The organism is Microbacterium invictum, assembly GCF_014197265.1.
GTDB lineage: Bacteria > Actinomycetota > Actinomycetes > Actinomycetales > Microbacteriaceae > Microbacterium > Microbacterium invictum.
The window spans coordinates 208805-225817 of sequence record NZ_JACIFH010000001.1 but is presented as its reverse complement, the minus strand read 5'-3'; the positions used below and the strand labels follow the sequence as shown (position 1 = coordinate 225817).

The 17013-nt window shown below is 70.9% G+C and carries 12 protein-coding genes and 1 other RNA gene; 4 read left to right on the top strand and 9 right to left on the bottom strand.

The window, feature by feature from the left end; all coding sequences use genetic code 11:
- Nucleotides 1–149 precede the first annotated feature (149 nt).
- Nucleotides 150–1436 (bottom strand): aspartate kinase, encoded by a 1287-nt coding sequence (locus BKA10_RS01140; protein ID WP_183498182.1) that lies wholly within the window; start codon nt 1434–1436, stop codon nt 150–152.
- 135 nt (nt 1437–1571) lie between these two features.
- Between BKA10_RS01140 and BKA10_RS01135 the strand changes: the two genes are divergently transcribed.
- Both BKA10_RS01135 and BKA10_RS01130 read left to right on the top strand, forming a co-directional pair.
- On the top strand, nt 1572–1961 hold the full coding sequence (locus BKA10_RS01135) for a DMP19 family protein (protein ID WP_183498180.1): 390 nt from the start codon (nt 1572–1574) through the stop codon (nt 1959–1961).
- Nucleotides 1961–3358: a threonine/serine exporter family protein gene (locus tag BKA10_RS01130; RefSeq protein ID WP_183498178.1), complete on the top strand. Its 1398-nt coding sequence runs from the start codon at nt 1961–1963 to the stop codon at nt 3356–3358. Before BKA10_RS01135 ends, BKA10_RS01130 begins: the two co-directional genes overlap by 1 nt.
- Nucleotides 3359–3427: 69 nt before the next feature.
- Here the strand turns inward: BKA10_RS01130 and BKA10_RS01125 are convergent, their stop codons facing one another.
- The 8 genes from BKA10_RS01125 to ffs form a co-directional block, all read right to left on the bottom strand.
- The gene (locus BKA10_RS01125) at nt 3428–4354 is read right to left on the bottom strand and encodes a DMT family transporter (protein ID WP_183498176.1); all 927 of its coding nucleotides are present in this window, start codon (nt 4352–4354) and stop codon (nt 3428–3430) included.
- Nucleotides 4354–4947, bottom strand: coding sequence for a recombination mediator RecR (recR, locus tag BKA10_RS01120; protein WP_183498174.1), 594 nt, complete (start codon nt 4945–4947; stop codon nt 4354–4356). Before recR ends, BKA10_RS01125 begins: the two co-directional genes overlap by 1 nt.
- Nucleotides 4948–4950: 3 nt before the next feature.
- Nucleotides 4951–7542, bottom strand: a complete 2592-nt coding sequence (locus BKA10_RS01115) for a DNA polymerase III subunit gamma and tau (RefSeq protein ID WP_183498172.1) — start codon at nt 7540–7542, stop codon at nt 4951–4953.
- Between the two features lie 47 nt (nt 7543–7589).
- Nucleotides 7590–10172, bottom strand: coding sequence for a glycoside hydrolase family 65 protein (locus tag BKA10_RS01110; protein WP_183498170.1), 2583 nt, complete (start codon nt 10170–10172; stop codon nt 7590–7592).
- 37 nt (nt 10173–10209) lie between these two features.
- Nucleotides 10210–10941 (bottom strand): HAD family hydrolase, encoded by a 732-nt coding sequence (locus BKA10_RS01105; protein ID WP_183498168.1) that lies wholly within the window; start codon nt 10939–10941, stop codon nt 10210–10212.
- 63 nt (nt 10942–11004) lie between these two features.
- Nucleotides 11005–12228, bottom strand: a complete 1224-nt coding sequence (locus tag BKA10_RS01100; RefSeq protein ID WP_183498166.1) for an acetate/propionate family kinase — start codon at nt 12226–12228, stop codon at nt 11005–11007.
- The gene (gene pta, locus BKA10_RS01095; protein WP_183498164.1) at nt 12225–14366 is read right to left on the bottom strand and encodes a phosphate acetyltransferase; all 2142 of its coding nucleotides are present in this window, start codon (nt 14364–14366) and stop codon (nt 12225–12227) included. The genes BKA10_RS01100 and pta overlap by 4 nt, the downstream gene beginning before the upstream one ends.
- 82 nt (nt 14367–14448) lie before the next feature.
- Nucleotides 14449–14545: signal recognition particle sRNA small type (gene ffs, locus BKA10_RS01090), an RNA gene on the bottom strand.
- 102 nt (nt 14546–14647) lie between these two features.
- Here ffs and BKA10_RS01085 point away from each other — a divergent pair.
- Complete coding sequence (locus BKA10_RS01085; protein ID WP_241740026.1) at nt 14648–15691, top strand: AAA family ATPase; 1044 nt, start codon at nt 14648–14650, stop codon at nt 15689–15691.
- An 11-nt stretch (nt 15692–15702) separates the two neighbouring features.
- On the top strand, nt 15703–16947 hold the full coding sequence (locus tag BKA10_RS01080) for a DUF58 domain-containing protein (protein ID WP_183498162.1): 1245 nt from the start codon (nt 15703–15705) through the stop codon (nt 16945–16947).
- The last annotated feature ends 66 nt before the right edge of the window (nt 16948–17013 follow it).

Sequence of the window (17013 nt, the reverse complement as noted above, 5' to 3'; positions counted from 1 at the left end):
GCCCCGCCGGGCAGCCCCGGACCGCCGGATGACTGCCACCTCATGAAGGCAGGAGAACTCACCGAGACAGGAGCGGTTACCGGTAACACCTCCTGTACCGGTGATTTCTCCTGTGTTCCGGATGACACGCGACTCCGGATGCCGGGTGGCTACCGGCCGGTGCCGGCGTGGACGACCGCTTCGATGTCGCCGTCGAGGCCGTAGGCGGTGTGCACGACGCGGGCGGCCTCGGCGAGGTCGTCGCCGCGGACGACCACCGAGATGCGGATCTCGGACGTCGAGATCATCTCGATGTTCACCCCCGCGGTGGACAGCGCTTCGAACAGCGTGGCCGAGACGCCCGAATGGGAGCGCATGCCCGCGCCGACGACCGAGAGCTTCCCGATCTGGTCGTCGTGCACGAGGTTCTCGAAACCGACATCGCCCTGCTCGGCAGCGAGCGCGCGCAGCGCGGTGGAAGCATCGGACTTGGGCAGCGTGAACGAGATCTCGGTGCGCCCGGTGCCGGCGACCGACACGTTCTGGACGATCATGTCGACGTTGGCACCGCTCTTGGCGATGATCTTGAAGATCTCCGCTGCCTTGCCGGGCACGTCCGGCACGCCGATGATCGTGATCTTGGCCTGGCTCAGGTCGGTCGCGACTCCCGCGACGATCGGCTCTTCCATCTCTTCTCCCTCTGCGCCCTGCGGTGCGGTCATGCCCGGGCCGAGCACGAACGTGCCGGGGCCGGTGCTGAACGACGAACGGGCATGGATCATGACGCCGTGGCGGCGGGCGTATTCGACCGCGCGGATGTACAGGACTTTGGCGCCGTTGGCGGCGAGCTCGAGCATCTCCTCGGAGCCGACGGTGTGGAGCTTGCGGGCACGCGGGACGACCCGCGGGTCGGCAGTGAAGACGCCTTCCACATCGCTGTAGATCTCGCACACGTCGGCACCCAGCGCGGCGGCGAGCGCGACGGCGGTCGTGTCGGAGCCGCCTCGGCCGAGGGTCGTGATGTCGCGGGTGTCGGTGTTGAATCCCTGGAACCCCGCGACGATGACGATCGCGCCCTCATCGAGCGCCTCGCGCACGCGGGTCGGGGTGACATCGACGATGCGGGCCGCCCCGTGATCCGCCGTGGTCAGCATTCCGGCCTGCATGCCGGTGTAGGAGCGCGCTTCGAAGCCCATCGAGTGGATGGCCATGGCCAGCAGCGCCATCGAGATGCGCTCGCCGCTGGACAGCAGCATGTCCAGCTCGCGCGGGGCCGGGATCGGCGACACGCGTGCGGCGAGGTCGAGCAGTTCGTCGGTGGTGTCGCCCATCGCGCTGACGGCCACCACCACGTCGTCACCGGCGCGGCGCGCATCGACGATGCGCTTGGCGACCCGCTTGATGCTCTCGGCGTCGGAGACGGACGACCCGCCGTACTTCTGGACGATCAGCGCCACGTGTGAAACTCCCGGGAGACGGTCGGCCTCGACGAGCCGACGGGTGGGCGGATGCCACGACCCCACGTGCCATTGTAGAGAGCGATCGGGTGGCGCCTGCCCATGTGACGACGACGACGGCGTACCGTGGTGGTCATGAGCTCTCCTACTGACGCCGTGTGGAACCGTGCGCTCGATCTGGAGTCCCCCGCCGCCGCCGAACGCCCGGGCGATGCCGCCCTGCTGACTGTGCTGACCTTTCACGGCCTCGTGATGAACGGCGGCCTGCTGAGTGCGGTCGAACTGCACGCGAACGATCCGGTGTACCCGGCCGACGCGGTGGTCGAGGCGTACCGCTTCCTCGGCCTCGAGTCCGCCGCCGGTGCGATCGACAACGCCGTGCTCGAAGAGCGCGACCTCGACGACGACGCGAAGGAAGCCGCCGAAGAGCGCATCGATGAGACCTACGTGCTCGAGGATGAGGACATCGAGCAGGCACTCGAGGTCACACTGACGAACGACCCCGACGCCTTCGCGCCGCTGTGATGGCAAAGCCTCGCCGCCGGGTCTTCGCACCCCTGTCCGGCTTGGTGCGCCCGTCGTACGGCAGCGACGCCCTGACGGAGTCCCTGCCGATCATGGACGACGCCCACGCCGCACGGATTCTCGACCTCGCGGTCCGCCTCGGCGAGTCGACCCTCGTCGCCGGCGCACCGGCGAGCGAAGTGACCCTGACGATCGTGCGGGTGGCCGGAGCATACGGACTGCAGCCGGTGCACGTCGAAGTGACCTACAACGCGATCACCGCCGCCCACCACCGCGCCGGAACGGCACGGCCCATAACGCTGCTGCGCGTCGTACGCGCCGCCGTGCCCGATCACGACAAGCTGCAGAGCCTGCAGGCACTCGTGGCCGAGGTCCGGTCCGGGATGTCCGTGGATGCCGCGTACGAGCGCTACCGCACCATCCGTCGAGCCCCGTTCCGGTATCCCCCGGGCGTGGTGGTCGCTGCGCAGGCGCTGCTCGCGGTCGGTGTGGCCATCATGTTCGGCGTGAACTGGCTCGGGATCGCATTCGCGTTCATCGGCGCCGCACTGGCCGCACTCACGCAGTACGGCATGGCGAAAGCGCGAGTGCCGTTCTTCTTCAGCCAGATCGCCGGCGCCTTCGTGCTGACGATGGTCGCGGCCCTGTCGCCACTGCTGCAGTTGACGGGATGGCCGCCGGCCGATGGCATCCGACCGTCGGTGATCGTGGCATCCGGAATCGTCCTGATGCTCGCCGGGCTCACCGTCGTCGGCGCGGCGCAGGATGCGATCGACGGTTTCGCGTTGACCGCGATGGGACGCATCCTTGAGCTCGTCACCCAGACGCTGGGCGTGGTCCTCGGCATCCTGATCGGACTCGAGACGGCCCGGGTGATCGGCTTGCCCATGGCGCCGCCCAGCGAGACGCTTCCGCTGGGCCCGGTCCCCCTGCAGTTCCTGGGGGCTGCGATCATCGCCGTGGCCGTCGCCGTGTTCAACGGCGCTCGTTCGCGCATCATCGTGGTCAGTCTGCTGTTGAGCCTCGTGGCCTGGTCGGGCTACCTGGCCGCCACAGCGCTCGGGTTCGACGTCGCCGCGGCGAGCGGAGTGGGCGCGTTCCTCGGCAGCGTCGTCGGCGTCATGCTCGCGTTCCGGCTGCACGTGCCGTCGGTGGCGATCACGACCGCGGCGATCCTGCCGATGGTGCCCGGTGCCGCGGTGTTCCGGGGCTTGCTGAGCGTGGTGGAGTCCGGTGAGGACACGGCAGTCCTGCTGGCCGGGTTCACGACGCTGACGCTGGCCGCCACGGTCGGCATCGCGCTGGCGGTCGGGGCGTCGTTGGGCATCTACCTCGGACAGCCCCTGCGCGCGTCGCTGGGCGGGGTGCGGCGCGCCCGTGCCCACGTGCGGGCCTGATCCCGCAGCCGCGGACGCCGTCCAGACGGGCCCATCGCCGTCTCGCACCCGGCTGGCGCGCGGCGTCGATCACGCGACCGGCGGCACTCCCGCGGGCATGTCCGGTGCGGGCCGACGGCGAAGCTGTCCGCCGGTGGCGGCCAGCCAGCATCCGACGATGACGAGCGGGAAGCCCAGCAGCAGCCCCGGCGTGAGCTGCTCACCCAGGATGACGATGCCCAGCCCGATCGCCACGATGGGGTTCACGTAGGTGAACAGCGGCGCCCGGACGGGCCCGACCTCACGGATGAGGGCGAAGAAGCCGATGAAGGCGACGGCCGTGCACAGCACGCCGAGGGCGACGAGCGAGACCGTGCTGCGCACCGTCGGGATCTCGTGCTGGGTCGCCAGCGCGAGGGGCAGGTAGACCAGGCCGATCACCAGCAGCGCGAGGCCGATCGTGCCCATGGACGGCACGTCCTTGAGCTTGGTGGCGATGATGAACGGGGCGATGGCGTAGAGCACCGCCGTCAGCAGAACCTCGCCGACCGCGAACAGCGCCGCGGGGTCGGTCCCGATGGCCAGACCGGGACCGGCGACAGTGACGGCCACTCCCCCGAAGCCGATGAGCAGGCCGAGTGCGCGCAGCGGCGAGAACGCCGACCGGTCGCCGCGCAGGAGCGCGATGATCGCGGCGAACAGCGGCACCGTGGCCACCAGCAGGCCGGTGATCCCGGAGGGGATCGTCTGCTCGGCGTGGCTGAGCAGGAAGAACGGACCGGCCATCTCGATCGCGCCGAATGCGAGCACCCACGGCCACAGGTGCAGTGCCGGCCGCAGCGCGCGCCGGTGGATCGCGATCGGCAGCAGGATCGCCGCCCCCAGCAGCGTGCGTCCGGCGACGACCGCGGCCGGCGAATAGCTCTCGACGGCCTCTTTGATGAAGAGGTACGGGATGCCCCACAGCACGGCCATCGCCGCGTAGAGCAGCCAGGCGCGTCCCGAGACGGCGGCCATCAGACGCTGCGGCGTCCTTCGAAGGCGCGGCCGAGTGTCACCTCGTCGGCGTATTCGAGGTCACCGCCGACGGGCAGGCCCGATGCGAGCCGCGTGACACGGATCTCGAGGGTGTGCAGCAGACGGCTGAGGTAGGTGGAGGTCGCTTCGCCCTCGAGGTTCGGGTTGGTGGCGAGGATCACCTCCTGCACCGTCCCGTCGGCGAGTCGCTGCATGAGCTGCGTGATGCGCAGGTCGTCGGGCCCGATGCCCGCGATCGGGCTGATCGCCCCGCCGAGCACGTGGTAGCGGCCGCGGAACTCGCGGGTGCGCTCGATGGCCGCGACGTCCTTGGCGTCCTCGACCACGCAGATGAGGCTCTCGTCGCGGCGCGGGTCGCGGCAGATCGCGCAGCGGTCCTGCTCGGACACGTTGCCGCAGACCTCGCAGAACCGCACCCGCTCGCGCAGTTCGCCCAGCAGCTGCGACAGCCGCGAGACGTCGAAGGTCGGGGTCTGCAGGATGTGGAACGTGATGCGCTGCGCCGACTTCGGGCCGATGCCCGGAAGGCGCCCGAATTCGTCGATGAGATCCTGGACGATGCCGTCGTACATGGGCTAGTTGAACCTCGTCGGGGGTGTGTAGGGCTCTTCGCGGATGAAGGTGGCGCCCAGCATCTGACGCACGACGGCTTCGCCGACGCGTTCGATCCCGGGTCCGCGCGCCGGTCGCGCCGGAGTATTCGGTGCGACGGGACGTTCGACCACGACGGGCGCCCGCGGGGGCACCGGTGCGTCGATGTCCTCGGGCGGCGGCGGGGCGTCGTCATCGTCGTAGGGCCCGGGTTCGGGCACGGTGAGGATGTCGCCCTCGCGTTGAGCGGTGAGAGTGCGCAGCGGGGTGGATGCCGCTTCCTCGGGCTCGTCGTCGACCGCGAACTGGGCAGCCTGCGGCCCGGTGGGATCGTCGGTGGGAATCGCCGCGACGGCCCACTCGGTGACCGGCGCCGCCACGGCAGGTGCAGGACGCGGTCCTGAGGCGGGTGCCGGACGCCCGGAGGCCGGTCCGGGACGGGAAGACGGCGCCGGACCCGGGTCTGGCATTGGACCGGGGTCTGGCGTCGGACCGGCGTCAGACGCTGAACCGGGGTCGGGTGTCGGACCGACGTCAGACGCTGAATCGGGGTCTGGTGTCGGACCGGCGTCAGACGCTGAACCGGGGTCTGGCATCGGACGGGCGCCTGGCCTCGGACCGGCGTCCGGCGCCGGAGCCGACGCGGCGGGGGGTGCTGCTGCTCCCCGGTCGGTTGCCGGGTCGCTGTCAGGACCGGCTGCCGGCGCGCTGCTCGGGCCTGAGGAGGGCTCCTCTGCGCGTGGGTCGGCCGGCTGGTCGCCGCCGCCCGGTCCGCCGCGGTGCGAACCGGCAGCAGAGGGCGCGGGTTCGGCATCGTGCCGCGCCATGTACTTCACGCGTACGCCGAGCACCGACTGGATCGCCCCGCGCAGGTCTTCGCTGGGCCCCTTGCCGGCGTTGAGCTTCTTGAATCCGGCCACATCGGCCTGGCTCTGGAACGACAGCGTCAGCACATCGCCGTCGGAGTAGGCGACGGGGCGCGCGGCGCTCGCGATCATCCACGACGTCCGACTCACCGGTTCGAGCCGGTTGAGGATCTCAGGCCAGGCGTCGCGCATCTGCGGCAGCGTGATCGGCCCGCTCGGCACGGCCGGTGCGGCCGGGGTCGATGGCGGAGCGGCCGCGCCCGGGCCGGCCGCGACGTCCGCGCGGGGCGGTTCGGGGGGCACGGAAGCGGATGAGGCTGGTCCGGATGTGGCGGCCGTCCCGGCTGCGCCGGTCGGTGCCGCGGCCGCAGGGGCGGACGGGCTCGGCGACACGGAGGGGGCCGGCGGAGCGGTCGACACAGGCGCAGCCGACGACGCCGGGCGCCCCGGTCCGGGATCAGCCGCCGCGGGCGCTCCAGCGGCCGGCGCCGGCTGCGGCGCGCGGGGTACCGGCGTCGCGGGCACTCCCGGTGCTACCGCTCCCGGTGCCACCGCAGCCGGTGCCCCGGCGATGGGCGCCGCGGCACCGGCATCCGTCGCCGCAAGAACGCGGGCCACCATGAGCTCGAGCTGCAGCCGCGGGCTCGTGGCACCGGTCATCTCGTCGAGAGTCGCCACCACCAGGTCGGCGATGCGCGACAGCCGGTCGGTCCCGAATACAGAGGCCTGGGCGCCCATGCGTTCCAGCTCGTCGGCCGGGATGCCGCGCAGCACGGCGCTCGCGCCCTCACCGGTGGCGGCGACGATGATCAGGTCGCGCAGGCGCTCGAGCAGATCGTCGACGAAGCGCCGCGGGTCCTGACCGGTCTGCACGACACGGTCGACGGCGGAGAACGCCGCCGCGGCATCGCGGGCGCCGAACGCGTCGACCACTTCGTCGAGCAGCTCGGCGTGCGTGTAGCCGAGCAGCGCGACGGCGCGCTCGTAGCGGACCACGGCCTGCGTGGAGTCCGTCGACGGATCGGATCCGGCGATCAGCTGGTCGAGCAGCGACAGGGTGTCGCGCGGCGACCCGCCGCCCGCGCGCACCACGAGCGGCAGCACCCCCGGCTCGACCTGGACGCCCTCGGCCACGCACAGCTGCTCGACGTACTCGAGCATCGGCCCCGGGGCGACCAGCCGGAACGGATAGTGGTGGGTGCGTGAGCGGATCGTGCCGATGACCTTCTCGGGCTCGGTCGTGGCGAAGATGAACTTGACGTGCTCCGGCGGCTCTTCGACGAGCTTGAGCAGGGCGTTGAAACCCTGCGCCGTGACCATGTGCGCCTCGTCGAGGATGAAGATCTTGAACCGGTCGCGCGCCGGCGCGAAGATCGCGCGCTCGCGCAGGTCGCGGGCATCGTCGACGCCGTTGTGGCTGGCCGCGTCGATCTCGACGACGTCGAGCGAACCGCCGCCCCCGCGACTGAGTTCGACGCAGCTGTCGCACGTGCCGCACGGGGTGTCGGTGGGTCCCTGAGCGCAGTTGAGACACCGGGCCAGGATGCGCGCCGAGGTCGTCTTGCCGCACCCGCGCGGACCCGAGAACAGGTAGGCGTGGCCGACGCGGTCGCTGCGCAGCGCGGTCATCAGCGGATCGGTGACCTGCGCCTGCCCGATCATCTCGCCGAAGGTCTCCGGGCGGTAGCGGCGGTACAGAGCAGTGGTCACCCTGACAGACTACGGCGTGCCGCCGACACCGCGCCCGGCGGCTCGGCTCACGAGTCGACGCCGAGGTTGCCCTCCTCGACGGGCTGCCCGCTCACGACCGGGATGATCCCGCTGATGATCGGGATGCCGGTGGTCGCCGTCGAGACCGGCACCGACGCCGACAGTCGCGTGCCGTCCTCGCGCATCGCGTCGCCGATGTCGCTCAGCGTCGGGCGTCCGGTCAGTATCGGCCCCTGCCCGTCCAGCGGCACCGAGACGGACTCGCCGGCCCGCACCGTGTGCATCTCGCCGCGGACGGCGAAGTCCACGTCGTCGCGGGGCTCCTCCGTCTCGCCGTGCTCGGCGCGCTCGGCGGCGACGGTGATCTCCGTGGCGGTGACGGTGACATCCAGCTGCATCCCTCGCCACCGCAGCTTGTACGACAGCGACGGCCATTCGGCCGGCAATCGCGGATCGAAGCTCAGATCGCCGCCGTGGTCGCGCATGCCGCCGAACCCGCTGACGAGGGCCGTCCACACGCCGCCGGCGGATGCCACGTGCGCCCCGTCGGAGGTGTTGCGGTGCAGGTCTTCGAGATCGACGAACGCCGCCTCGTGGAAATACTCGAGCGCCAGCTCCCGGTAGCCGACCTCGGCGGCCAGGATCGACTGCACGACCGCCGACAGCGTCGAGTCCCCCGTGGTCAGCGGGTCGTAGTAATCGAAGTCGGCGCGCTTCTCCTCGGCGGTGAAGTGATTGCCCTGCAGGAACAGCGCCAGCACCACGTCGGCCTGCTTGAGCACCTGATACCGGTAGATCACCAGCGGATGGAAGTTCAGCAGCAGAGGGTGCTGCTCGGCCGGCGTGTTCTCGAGGTCCCAGACCTCCTTCTCGAGAAAGACCGCATCCTGCGGGTGGATGCCGAGGCCCTCGCTGTAGGGAATGTGCATCGCGTCGGCTGCCGCATCCCAGGCGTCCGCCTCGGCCGGGTCGAGGTCGAGCCGCTGCATCATCGCCCGGTACTCGTCCGGCGCCCGGTCCGCCATCTCGCGCACGACGCGCGACGCGGCACGCAGGTTGAACCGCGCCATCACGTTGGTGAAGAGGTTGTCGTTGACGACGGTCGTGTACTCGTCGGGTCCGGTCACGCCGTGGATGTGGAATACCTCGGCGGAGTCCTCGTTGACGCGCCAGAAGCCGAGGGTCGCCCACAGCCGGGCGGTCTCGACGAGGATGTCGACGCCCTCGGTGTACAGGAAGCGCATGTCGCCGGTCGCGCGCACGTACTTGCCGACGGCGAAGCTCACGTCGGCGTTGATGTGGTACTGCGCGGTGCCGGCCGCATAGTACGCCGAGGCCTCTTCGCCGTTGATCGTGCGCCAGGGGAACAGGGCACCGGCCTCGTTCAGCTGGGCGGCGCGACGGCGGGCGGCGGGGAGCATGTGGTACCGCATGCGCAGGGCGTTGCGCGCCCAGTGCGGAGTCGTGTAGGTCAGGAACGGAAGGACGTAGACCTCGGTGTCCCAGAAATAGTGGCCGCTGTACCCCGAACCGGTCAGCCCCTTGGCCGGGACTCCGCGCCCGTCGGCACGAGCGGTGGCCTGCGCGAGCTGGAACAGGCACCACCGGATCGCCTGCTGCAGCGCGTCATCGCCGGCGACCTGCACATCGGAGCGCTCCCAGAAGTCGCGGCACCACGCCTCCTGCTCCTCGAACTGATACTCGACGCCTTCGACGCGGGCCCGGTCGAGGGTGCGGCGCCCGCGGTCGACGAGCTCACGGGCGGGCACGCCGCGCGAGCTGTGATAGCTCACGAACTTGGTCACGGTGACCGGCACGCCCGCCTTCGCCTGCACGCGGAAGACGTTCTTGGCGATGTCGGGCTCGATCAGCGTGCGCGCGGTGTACTCGTTCGCGGTGTCGATCTCGTGGTCGGCGATGACCGCGACGGTCATGCCGGAGCGCGTGACCTGGTAGGACAGCACCGACCGCAGACCCTCCTGCCAGTACTCCACCGGCTGCAGCACCCGTTCGTCGATCGCCTCGGCCTTGCGCGGGTCGAAGGCGGCCGGCGCGGTGGGCGCCGACGCGTGCGGCGCCATGCCGCCGTAGACGTCCTCACCGTCCTGCCGGTTGACGAGCTGGCAGTTGATCACGACCGGGGCATCGGCGTTGAGCACCGTGACGCTCACCCGCATGACGGCCAGATGCCGTTCCTCGAACGACACCATCCGCTCGAGATCGACGACGACGTCCTTGCCGCTGGGGGTCATCCAGCGCATGTGCCGGGTGAGCACCCCGCGCCGCATGTCGAGCACCCGCTCGTATTCGCGGAAATCGGCGACGTCGAACGCGAGCGGCTCGTCGTCGACGTACACGCGCATGATCTTCGCGTCGGGCGCGTTGATGATGGTCTGGCCGGTCTCGGCGAATCCGAAGGCCTGCTCGGCATGACGGATCGGGAAGGTCTCGTGCAGGCCGTTGATGAACGTGCCGTGCTCGTGCGCGTGACGCCCTTCGGGCGGGTTGCCCCGCATGCCGAGGTAGCCGTTGCCGAGCGCGAAGAGCGTCTCGGTGAGGCCGACGTCCTCGATGGACTGCCGGGTCTCGACGAGTCGCCAGGGGTCTGCGGGAAAACGGTCACGATCCACTGGGGGCTCCTCTCGGGAGGGGGGTCGGTGGGCGGGTCTACTCGACGAAGGCCGCCAGGTCGTCGACGACGACGTGTGCGCCGGCGGCGGTCAGCATGTCGGCGCCGGCGCCGCGGTCGACGCCGACCACGAGGGCGTACCCGGCTGCGGCGGCGGACTGCACGCCCGAATGCGCGTCTTCGACGGCGGCGCTGCGCGCGGGGTCGACCCCCAGCATGCGGGCCGCCTCGAGGAACATGTCGGGTGCGGGCTTGGAGGGGATGTGGTCGCGCTCGGCGACCGCGCCGTCCATGACCACCGGGAACCGGTCGCGGATGCCGGCGACGGTGAGCACCTCGACGGCGTTCTTCGAGCTGGACACGACGGCGATCGGCACACCGGCGGTCTGCAGCACGTCGATGAGCGCGAGCGAGCCCGGGTACGGCGCGATGCCGACCTCGTCGAGCACCCGCTGGAACGCCGTGTTCTTGCGGTTGCCGATGCCGCAGACCGTGTCGGCCGTCGGCGGATCGGACGGGTCACCCCACGGCACCTCGACCGAGCGCGAGCGCAGCAGGGCCGCGACGCCGTCGTACCGCTTCTTGCCGTCGAGGTAGAGGAAGTAGTCCCGCTCGGCATAAGCCGGTTCGACCCCCCAGTCGGCGAACAGCTCGGTGAACATCGCCTGCCAGGCGGACATGTGCACTTCGGCCGTGGGCGTCAGCACGCCGTCCAGGTCGAAGAGGACGCCGTCGTAGGTCGTCAGGTCGGGGAGTTCGTCCGCTGTCACCGTTTCAGCGTAACTGTGCTGTGTGACGCGCAGGTATCGATCGAGAGAAGGGGATGCCGGAGTTCACCCGGCCACCGACACCGTCTGCCGCGCGATCTCGAGTTCTTCGTTGGTCGGCACGACGAGCACCGTGACCGGCGAGTCGTCCGTGGAGATCACACGGGCGCCGCGGTCGGTTGACGCGTTGCGCTCGGGGTCGAGCACGACGCCGGCGTAGCCGAGCGTCTCGAGCGCCGCCGCACGGACCGTCGGCGAGTTCTCGCCCACCCCCGCGGTGAACGAGATCACGTCTGCCCCGCCCAGCTGGGCCAGGTAGGCGCCGAGGTAGGCGCGCAGCCGGTGGATGTAGACGTCGAAGGCCAGCGCGGCGTCGGCGTCGCCGTCCGCGCGGCGCTGTTCGATGTCGCGCATGTCCGAGACCCCGGCCAGGCCTTTCAGCCCGCTCCGGGTGTTCAGGAATGCGTCGAGCTGCTCGGGCGCCAGGTGCTCACGCTGGGAGAGGACGAGCAGCACCGACGGGTCGAGGTCGCCCGAACGGGTGCCCATCACCAGGCCCTCGAGCGGGGTGAGCCCCATCGAGTGGTCCACCGACCGACCGGCGTCGATTGCGGTGATCGAGGCGCCGTTGCCCAGGTGGAGCACGATCTGGCGCAGCTCGGCGTTCGGGCGCCCGACGAAGTCCGCGGCCGCCTCGCTGACGAACTTGTGGCTCGTGCCGTGGAAGCCGTACTTGCGGATGCGGTGCTTGGCGGCGGTCCGCTTGTCGATCGCGTAGGTGTATGCCGCGGGCGGCATGGTCTGGTGGAAGGCGGTGTCGAAGACGGCGACGTGCGGCACGTCGGGGAAGCCGGTGCGGGCGGCACGGATGCCCTGCAGGGCTCCGGGGTTGTGCAGCGGGGCGAGCACCGACAGCTCATCGATGTTGATCTCGACGAGGTCCGTGATCAGCGTGGGCTCGAAGAAGCGAGCACCGCCCTGAACGACCCGGTGGCCGACGGCGACGGGCGCGTACTCCTCGAGCGACGGACCGTGCGCGGCGAAGGCGTCGAGCATGACCTGGAAGCCGGCCGTGTGGCTGGGGATCGGCAGCTCCTGCCGGTAGGTGGCATCCGTCGCGGTCACGGACGGACCCTCGGCCTTGCCCAGCATGACGGTGTGCTTGGCCGCCCCGATGTCCTGCCCGATGCGCTCGACCAGTCCGCTCGCCAGCGGCGACGCCGTGTCGAGGTCGATCAGCTGGTACTTGAAGGACGACGATCCGCTGTTGATGACCAGAACGGCGCTCATGCAGCTCCCTGTGCCTGGATCGCCGTGATGGCGATGGTGTTGACGATGTCCTCGACGAGCGCACCGCGCGACAGGTCGTTGATGGGCTTGTTGAGCCCCTGCAGCACCGGGCCGATCGCGACGGCGCCGGCCGAGCGCTGCACGGCCTTGTACGTGTTGTTGCCGGTGTTGAGGTCGGGGAAGATGAACACCGTCGCCCGGCCTGCCACGGCGGATTCGGGCAGCTTCGTGCGGGCCACGGCGGCATCGGCGGCCGCGTCGTACTGGATGGGGCCCTCGACCAGCAGCTGCGGGGCGCGCTCGCGCACGAGCGCGGTGGCGGCGCGGACCTTGTCGACGTCGGCGCCCGAGCCCGACTCCCCGGTGGAGTACGACAGCATCGCGACGCGCGGCTCGATGCCGAACTGCGAGGCGGTCGCCGCCGACGACACCGCGATGTCGGCCAGCTGCTCGCTGGTCGGATCGGGGATGACGGCGCAGTCGCCGTAGACGAGCACCCGGTCGGCGAGGGCCATGAGGAACACCGACGAGACCACCGAGGTGCCCGGCTTGGTCTTGATGACCTCGAACGCGGGCCGGATCGTGTGCGCCGTGGTGTGCACGGCCCCGGAGACCATGCCGTCGGCGAGGCCCAGGTGCACCATCATGGTGCCGAAGTACGACACGTCGGTGACGGTGTCGGCGGCCCGCTCGTACGTGACGCCCTTGTGGGCGCGCAGCTGCGCGTACGTCTCCGCGAAGCGGTGTACGTGCATCTCGTCGAAGGGTGAGAGCACCTCGGCGCCGGTCAGGTCGATGCCCAGCTCCACGGCGCGGGCGTGCACCTCGGCCGGCTCGCCCAGGATGGTCAGGTCGGCGATGCCGCGGGTGAGCACGGTGGCCGCGGCGCGCAGCACGCGGTCGTCGTCGCCCTCGGGCAGCACGATGCGCTTGCGCGCGGAGCGGGCGCGCTCGACGAGCTGGTACTCGAACATGAGCGGGGTGACGACCGTCGCGCGGGCGACGCCCAGCGCGCGCATGAGCTCGTCGGTGTCGACGTGGGTCTCGAACAGGGCGAGCGCCGTGTCGTAGCGTCGCTGCGAGTCGGCGGCGAGCCGCCCGCGGGTGCGCATGACGCGCAGCGCCGTCTCGTACGTGCCGTGTGTCGTGGTGATGATCGGCACCGTCGAGTCGAGGCCGTCGATGAGACGCTTCACGTCGGACGGCAGGTCGAACGGGCCGTTGAGGACGATGCCCGAGATCGACGGGAACGTGCCCGAGGCGTTTGCCAGGAGCGTCGCCAGCAGCACGTCGGTGCGGTCGGCGGCGATCACCACGGCCGCGCCCTCGATCAGGCGCGGCAGCACGTTGTTCATCGACATGCCGGCCACGACCACGGCGAGCGCTTCGCGGGTCAGCAGCGCCGGGTCGCCCTGGAGCAGCTCCCCCTCGACCGAGCGCATGATGCCGCGGATCGACGGGGCCACGAGGTAGCGGTCCTCGGGGATCGCCCACACCGGCACCGACGATTCGGTGTCGGCTGTCGCCGGCTGCGCGTCGCGCACGGCGCGGTGGATCGCCGCGACGGTCTCCTCGAGGTGCTCGGGGTCGGCGCGGTTGGCCACGACGGCCAGCAGTTGCGCGCGGCCGTGCGCGAGCTCGGCCAGGGCGAGGTCGGTGATCTGCCCGACCTGGCTCGCGGCCCGCGGGATCGTGGTGCCGAGCTGCTCGGGCTGGTCCTGTGCGGCGCGGCCGCCGACCACCAGCAGCACCGGTGCGCCGAGGTTCGCGGCGATGCGCGCGTTGTAGCCGAGCTCGGCCGGGCTGGCCACGTCGGTGTAGTCGCTGCCCACGATGACCACCGCGTCGCACTGCGCCTCCACCGCCTTGTAACGCTCGACGATCGTGCTCAGCGCGGCCTCGGGATCCGCGCGCACATCGTCGTACGTGACGCCGATGCACTCCTCATAGGAGAGGTCGACCCCGTCGTGGTCCAGCAGCATCTCGAGGACGTAGTCGGTCTCCTCGGTCGAGCGCGCGATCGCCCGGAACACCCCCACGCGCGGGGTCGCGTGGCTGAGCGCGTCGAGCACGCCCAGCGCGATGGTGGACTTGCCCGAGTGCCCCTCGGCTGACGTGATGTAGATGCTCTGCGCCACCCGCCCAGCCTATGGCGGCGGTGAACCGGCGGGTAGGTGCGGAGCCGGGCAAAAGCCCGCCGCCGGCCAGGCGTCCGGGCAGAAAAAAGACTCTCCGCGAACCCGGCAGAGCCCGGTTACCCTTGCTACGTTTCCGTCCTGGGGGAGTTGGCCTGGATGCCGCCTCGCGGAGAGCTCTGCCAGTCTACCGGACTCTCAGGCACCGGCATCCACTCGCCGGGTTAGCATCTATCCATGGGGATGCGACGACGCCCCCTGCCGACTCTCGACCAGGGGGCCCGATGCCGGACGACAGCACACCACTGATGCCACCGCCGGTGCCGCCGCGGCCCCCCGCTCCCCTCCCGCAGACCCGCAGCCTGGGCCCCGACGCGTTCGCGGCGACCACCGGGAAGATCATCGACTCGGTCTCGCGGGTCATCGACGGCAAGCCCGCCGCCGTCCGCTCGGCCCTGGTGTGCATGCTCGCCGAGGGGCACATCCTCATCGAGGACGTCCCCGGCGTCGGCAAGACGATGCTCGCGCGGGCGCTGGCCGCCTCGGTGGAGGCGACGGTGCGGCGCATCCAGTTCACCCCCGACCTGCTGCCGGGCGATGTCACCGGGGTGAGCGTCTACAACCCCGTCGATCGCGAGTTCGAGTTCAAGCCCGGAGCGATCTTCGCGCACATCGTCATCGCCGACGAGATCAACCGGTCCTCCCCCAAGACGCAGTCGGCGCTCCTGGAGGCGATGGAAGAGGGCCAGGTCACCGTCGACGGCACCTCGCACGCCCTCCCCGACCCGTTCCTGGTCGTGGCCACGCAGAATCCCCTCGAGATGGAGGGCACCTACGCCCTGCCCGAAGCGCAGCGCGACCGGTTCATGATGCGCATCTCGATGGGGTATCCGGATGCCGCGAACGAAGCTCTCATGCTGCGTCAGCGCGATGTGGTGAATCCGCTCGATGCGGTCACGCCGGTGGTCGGAGCCGCCGGGGTGCGCGATCTCATCCGCTGGGCGCGGAGCGTGCACGTCTCCCCCGCGGTGGAGGAGTACGCCGTGGCGCTGGCCCGTGCGACGCGTCAGCACCCCGACCTGCGCCTGGGCGCGAGCCCGCGCGCGACCCTGCAGCTCGTGCGCGCCGCGAAGGTGTGGGCCGCGCTGGACGGGCGCGAGTTCGTGATCCCGGACGATGTCGCGACCCTCATCCAGCCCGTGTTCGCCCACCGCGTCATCGCGGCGCGCGGGTCGGGGCTGGCCCGCGGCCGGTCGGCCGCCGAGGCGATCAGCACGATCCTCGAGTCGATCACCGGCTCGGTGCGGATTCCCGTCGCCACCCGCTGAAGGATGATGCGATGAGGGTGTGGCCGCTGACAGCGAGGGGCACCGGCGCGGTGCTGCTGGGCATCCTGTGCTTCATCCTCGCGCACGCTTTGCACCTGACCGAGCTGCTCTACGTGAGCGTGCTGCTGTTCGCCGTCGTCGCGGCGAGTCTGGCCATCCTGTACCTCGTGCGCCGCACCGAGACGGTGACGCGCGCCTTCCGCCCCGACGTCGCGCCGGCGGGCGGCGAGACACACGTGCGCGTGCAGGTCGACATCCGCGCGCCGCTGCCCAGCGCCCAGGCGAAGTGGAGCGACAAGCTCGCGCCGGGCCTGCACGGCGCCGCGCAGGGCGAGTTCCCCGCGCTCGGCTCGGGGCTCGGATCGGGGGCGCAGCGCGTCGAGCTGGACTACGTCGTGCAGGCCGAGCGCCGCGGCATCCGTCCCGTCGGACCCCTGTCGGTGACCTCGACCGACCCGTTCGGCTTCGCGCGGCGGCGCCACGTCATCGGCGACCCGGTGCCGCTGACCGTCACGCCCGCCGTGATCGATCTGGGCGCGCTCGACGAGCTGCCCGGCAGCGTCGGCGGCAGCCTGCACTCCGAGACCAACGAGCTCGGCCAGGGTGCCGACAACCTCATTCCGCGCATGTACGTGCCGGGCGATTCGATGCGGCGCATCCACTGGCGGGCCAGCGCGCACCGCGACGAACTCATGGTGCGGCAGGAGGAGCAGGAGTCGACCCCCGAGGCGACGGTCGTCTTCGACCGCGGCGTGCGCCGCTACGCTCCCGAGTCGCTGGTGACACCCGGTGAGGACCCCGGGTTCGAGGCCGCGGTGTCGGCCTGCGCCTCGGCGGTCGCGCGACTGTCGTCGGAAGGGTACGTCGTGACCGTCATGGACATCGACGGGTCGCAGCTGGTCGAGCGGATCGACAGCGAGGACCACGCCGCCGTCGACGAGATGGCGGTGTCCTTCGCATCGCTGACCGCGCGCCGCGAGGGGACGCTGGAAGACCTCGTCCACCTGTTCCTGGGCACCACGACCGGCCCGCTGGTGGTCATCACGGGACGTTTCGATGAAGCGGATGCCGAGACCCTGATGCCCCTGGTCCACCACAGCACGCTGCCGATCCTGCTTACCGTGAGCCCGCAAGGTCAGGCCCTCGCGCATGTGGCTGAGGCCGGCTGGCGCGCCGCCGCGATCAGCGTGGAGAGCGACCTGTCCGACGCGTGGATCGCGGCGATCGACCGGGAGGCCGATCATGTCGTCTCGTAGTGCGGCGGCTGCGCCCGCGACGGCGTCACCCGCGCCGGGCTCGTCCGCGCCGGGTTCGTCCGCGCC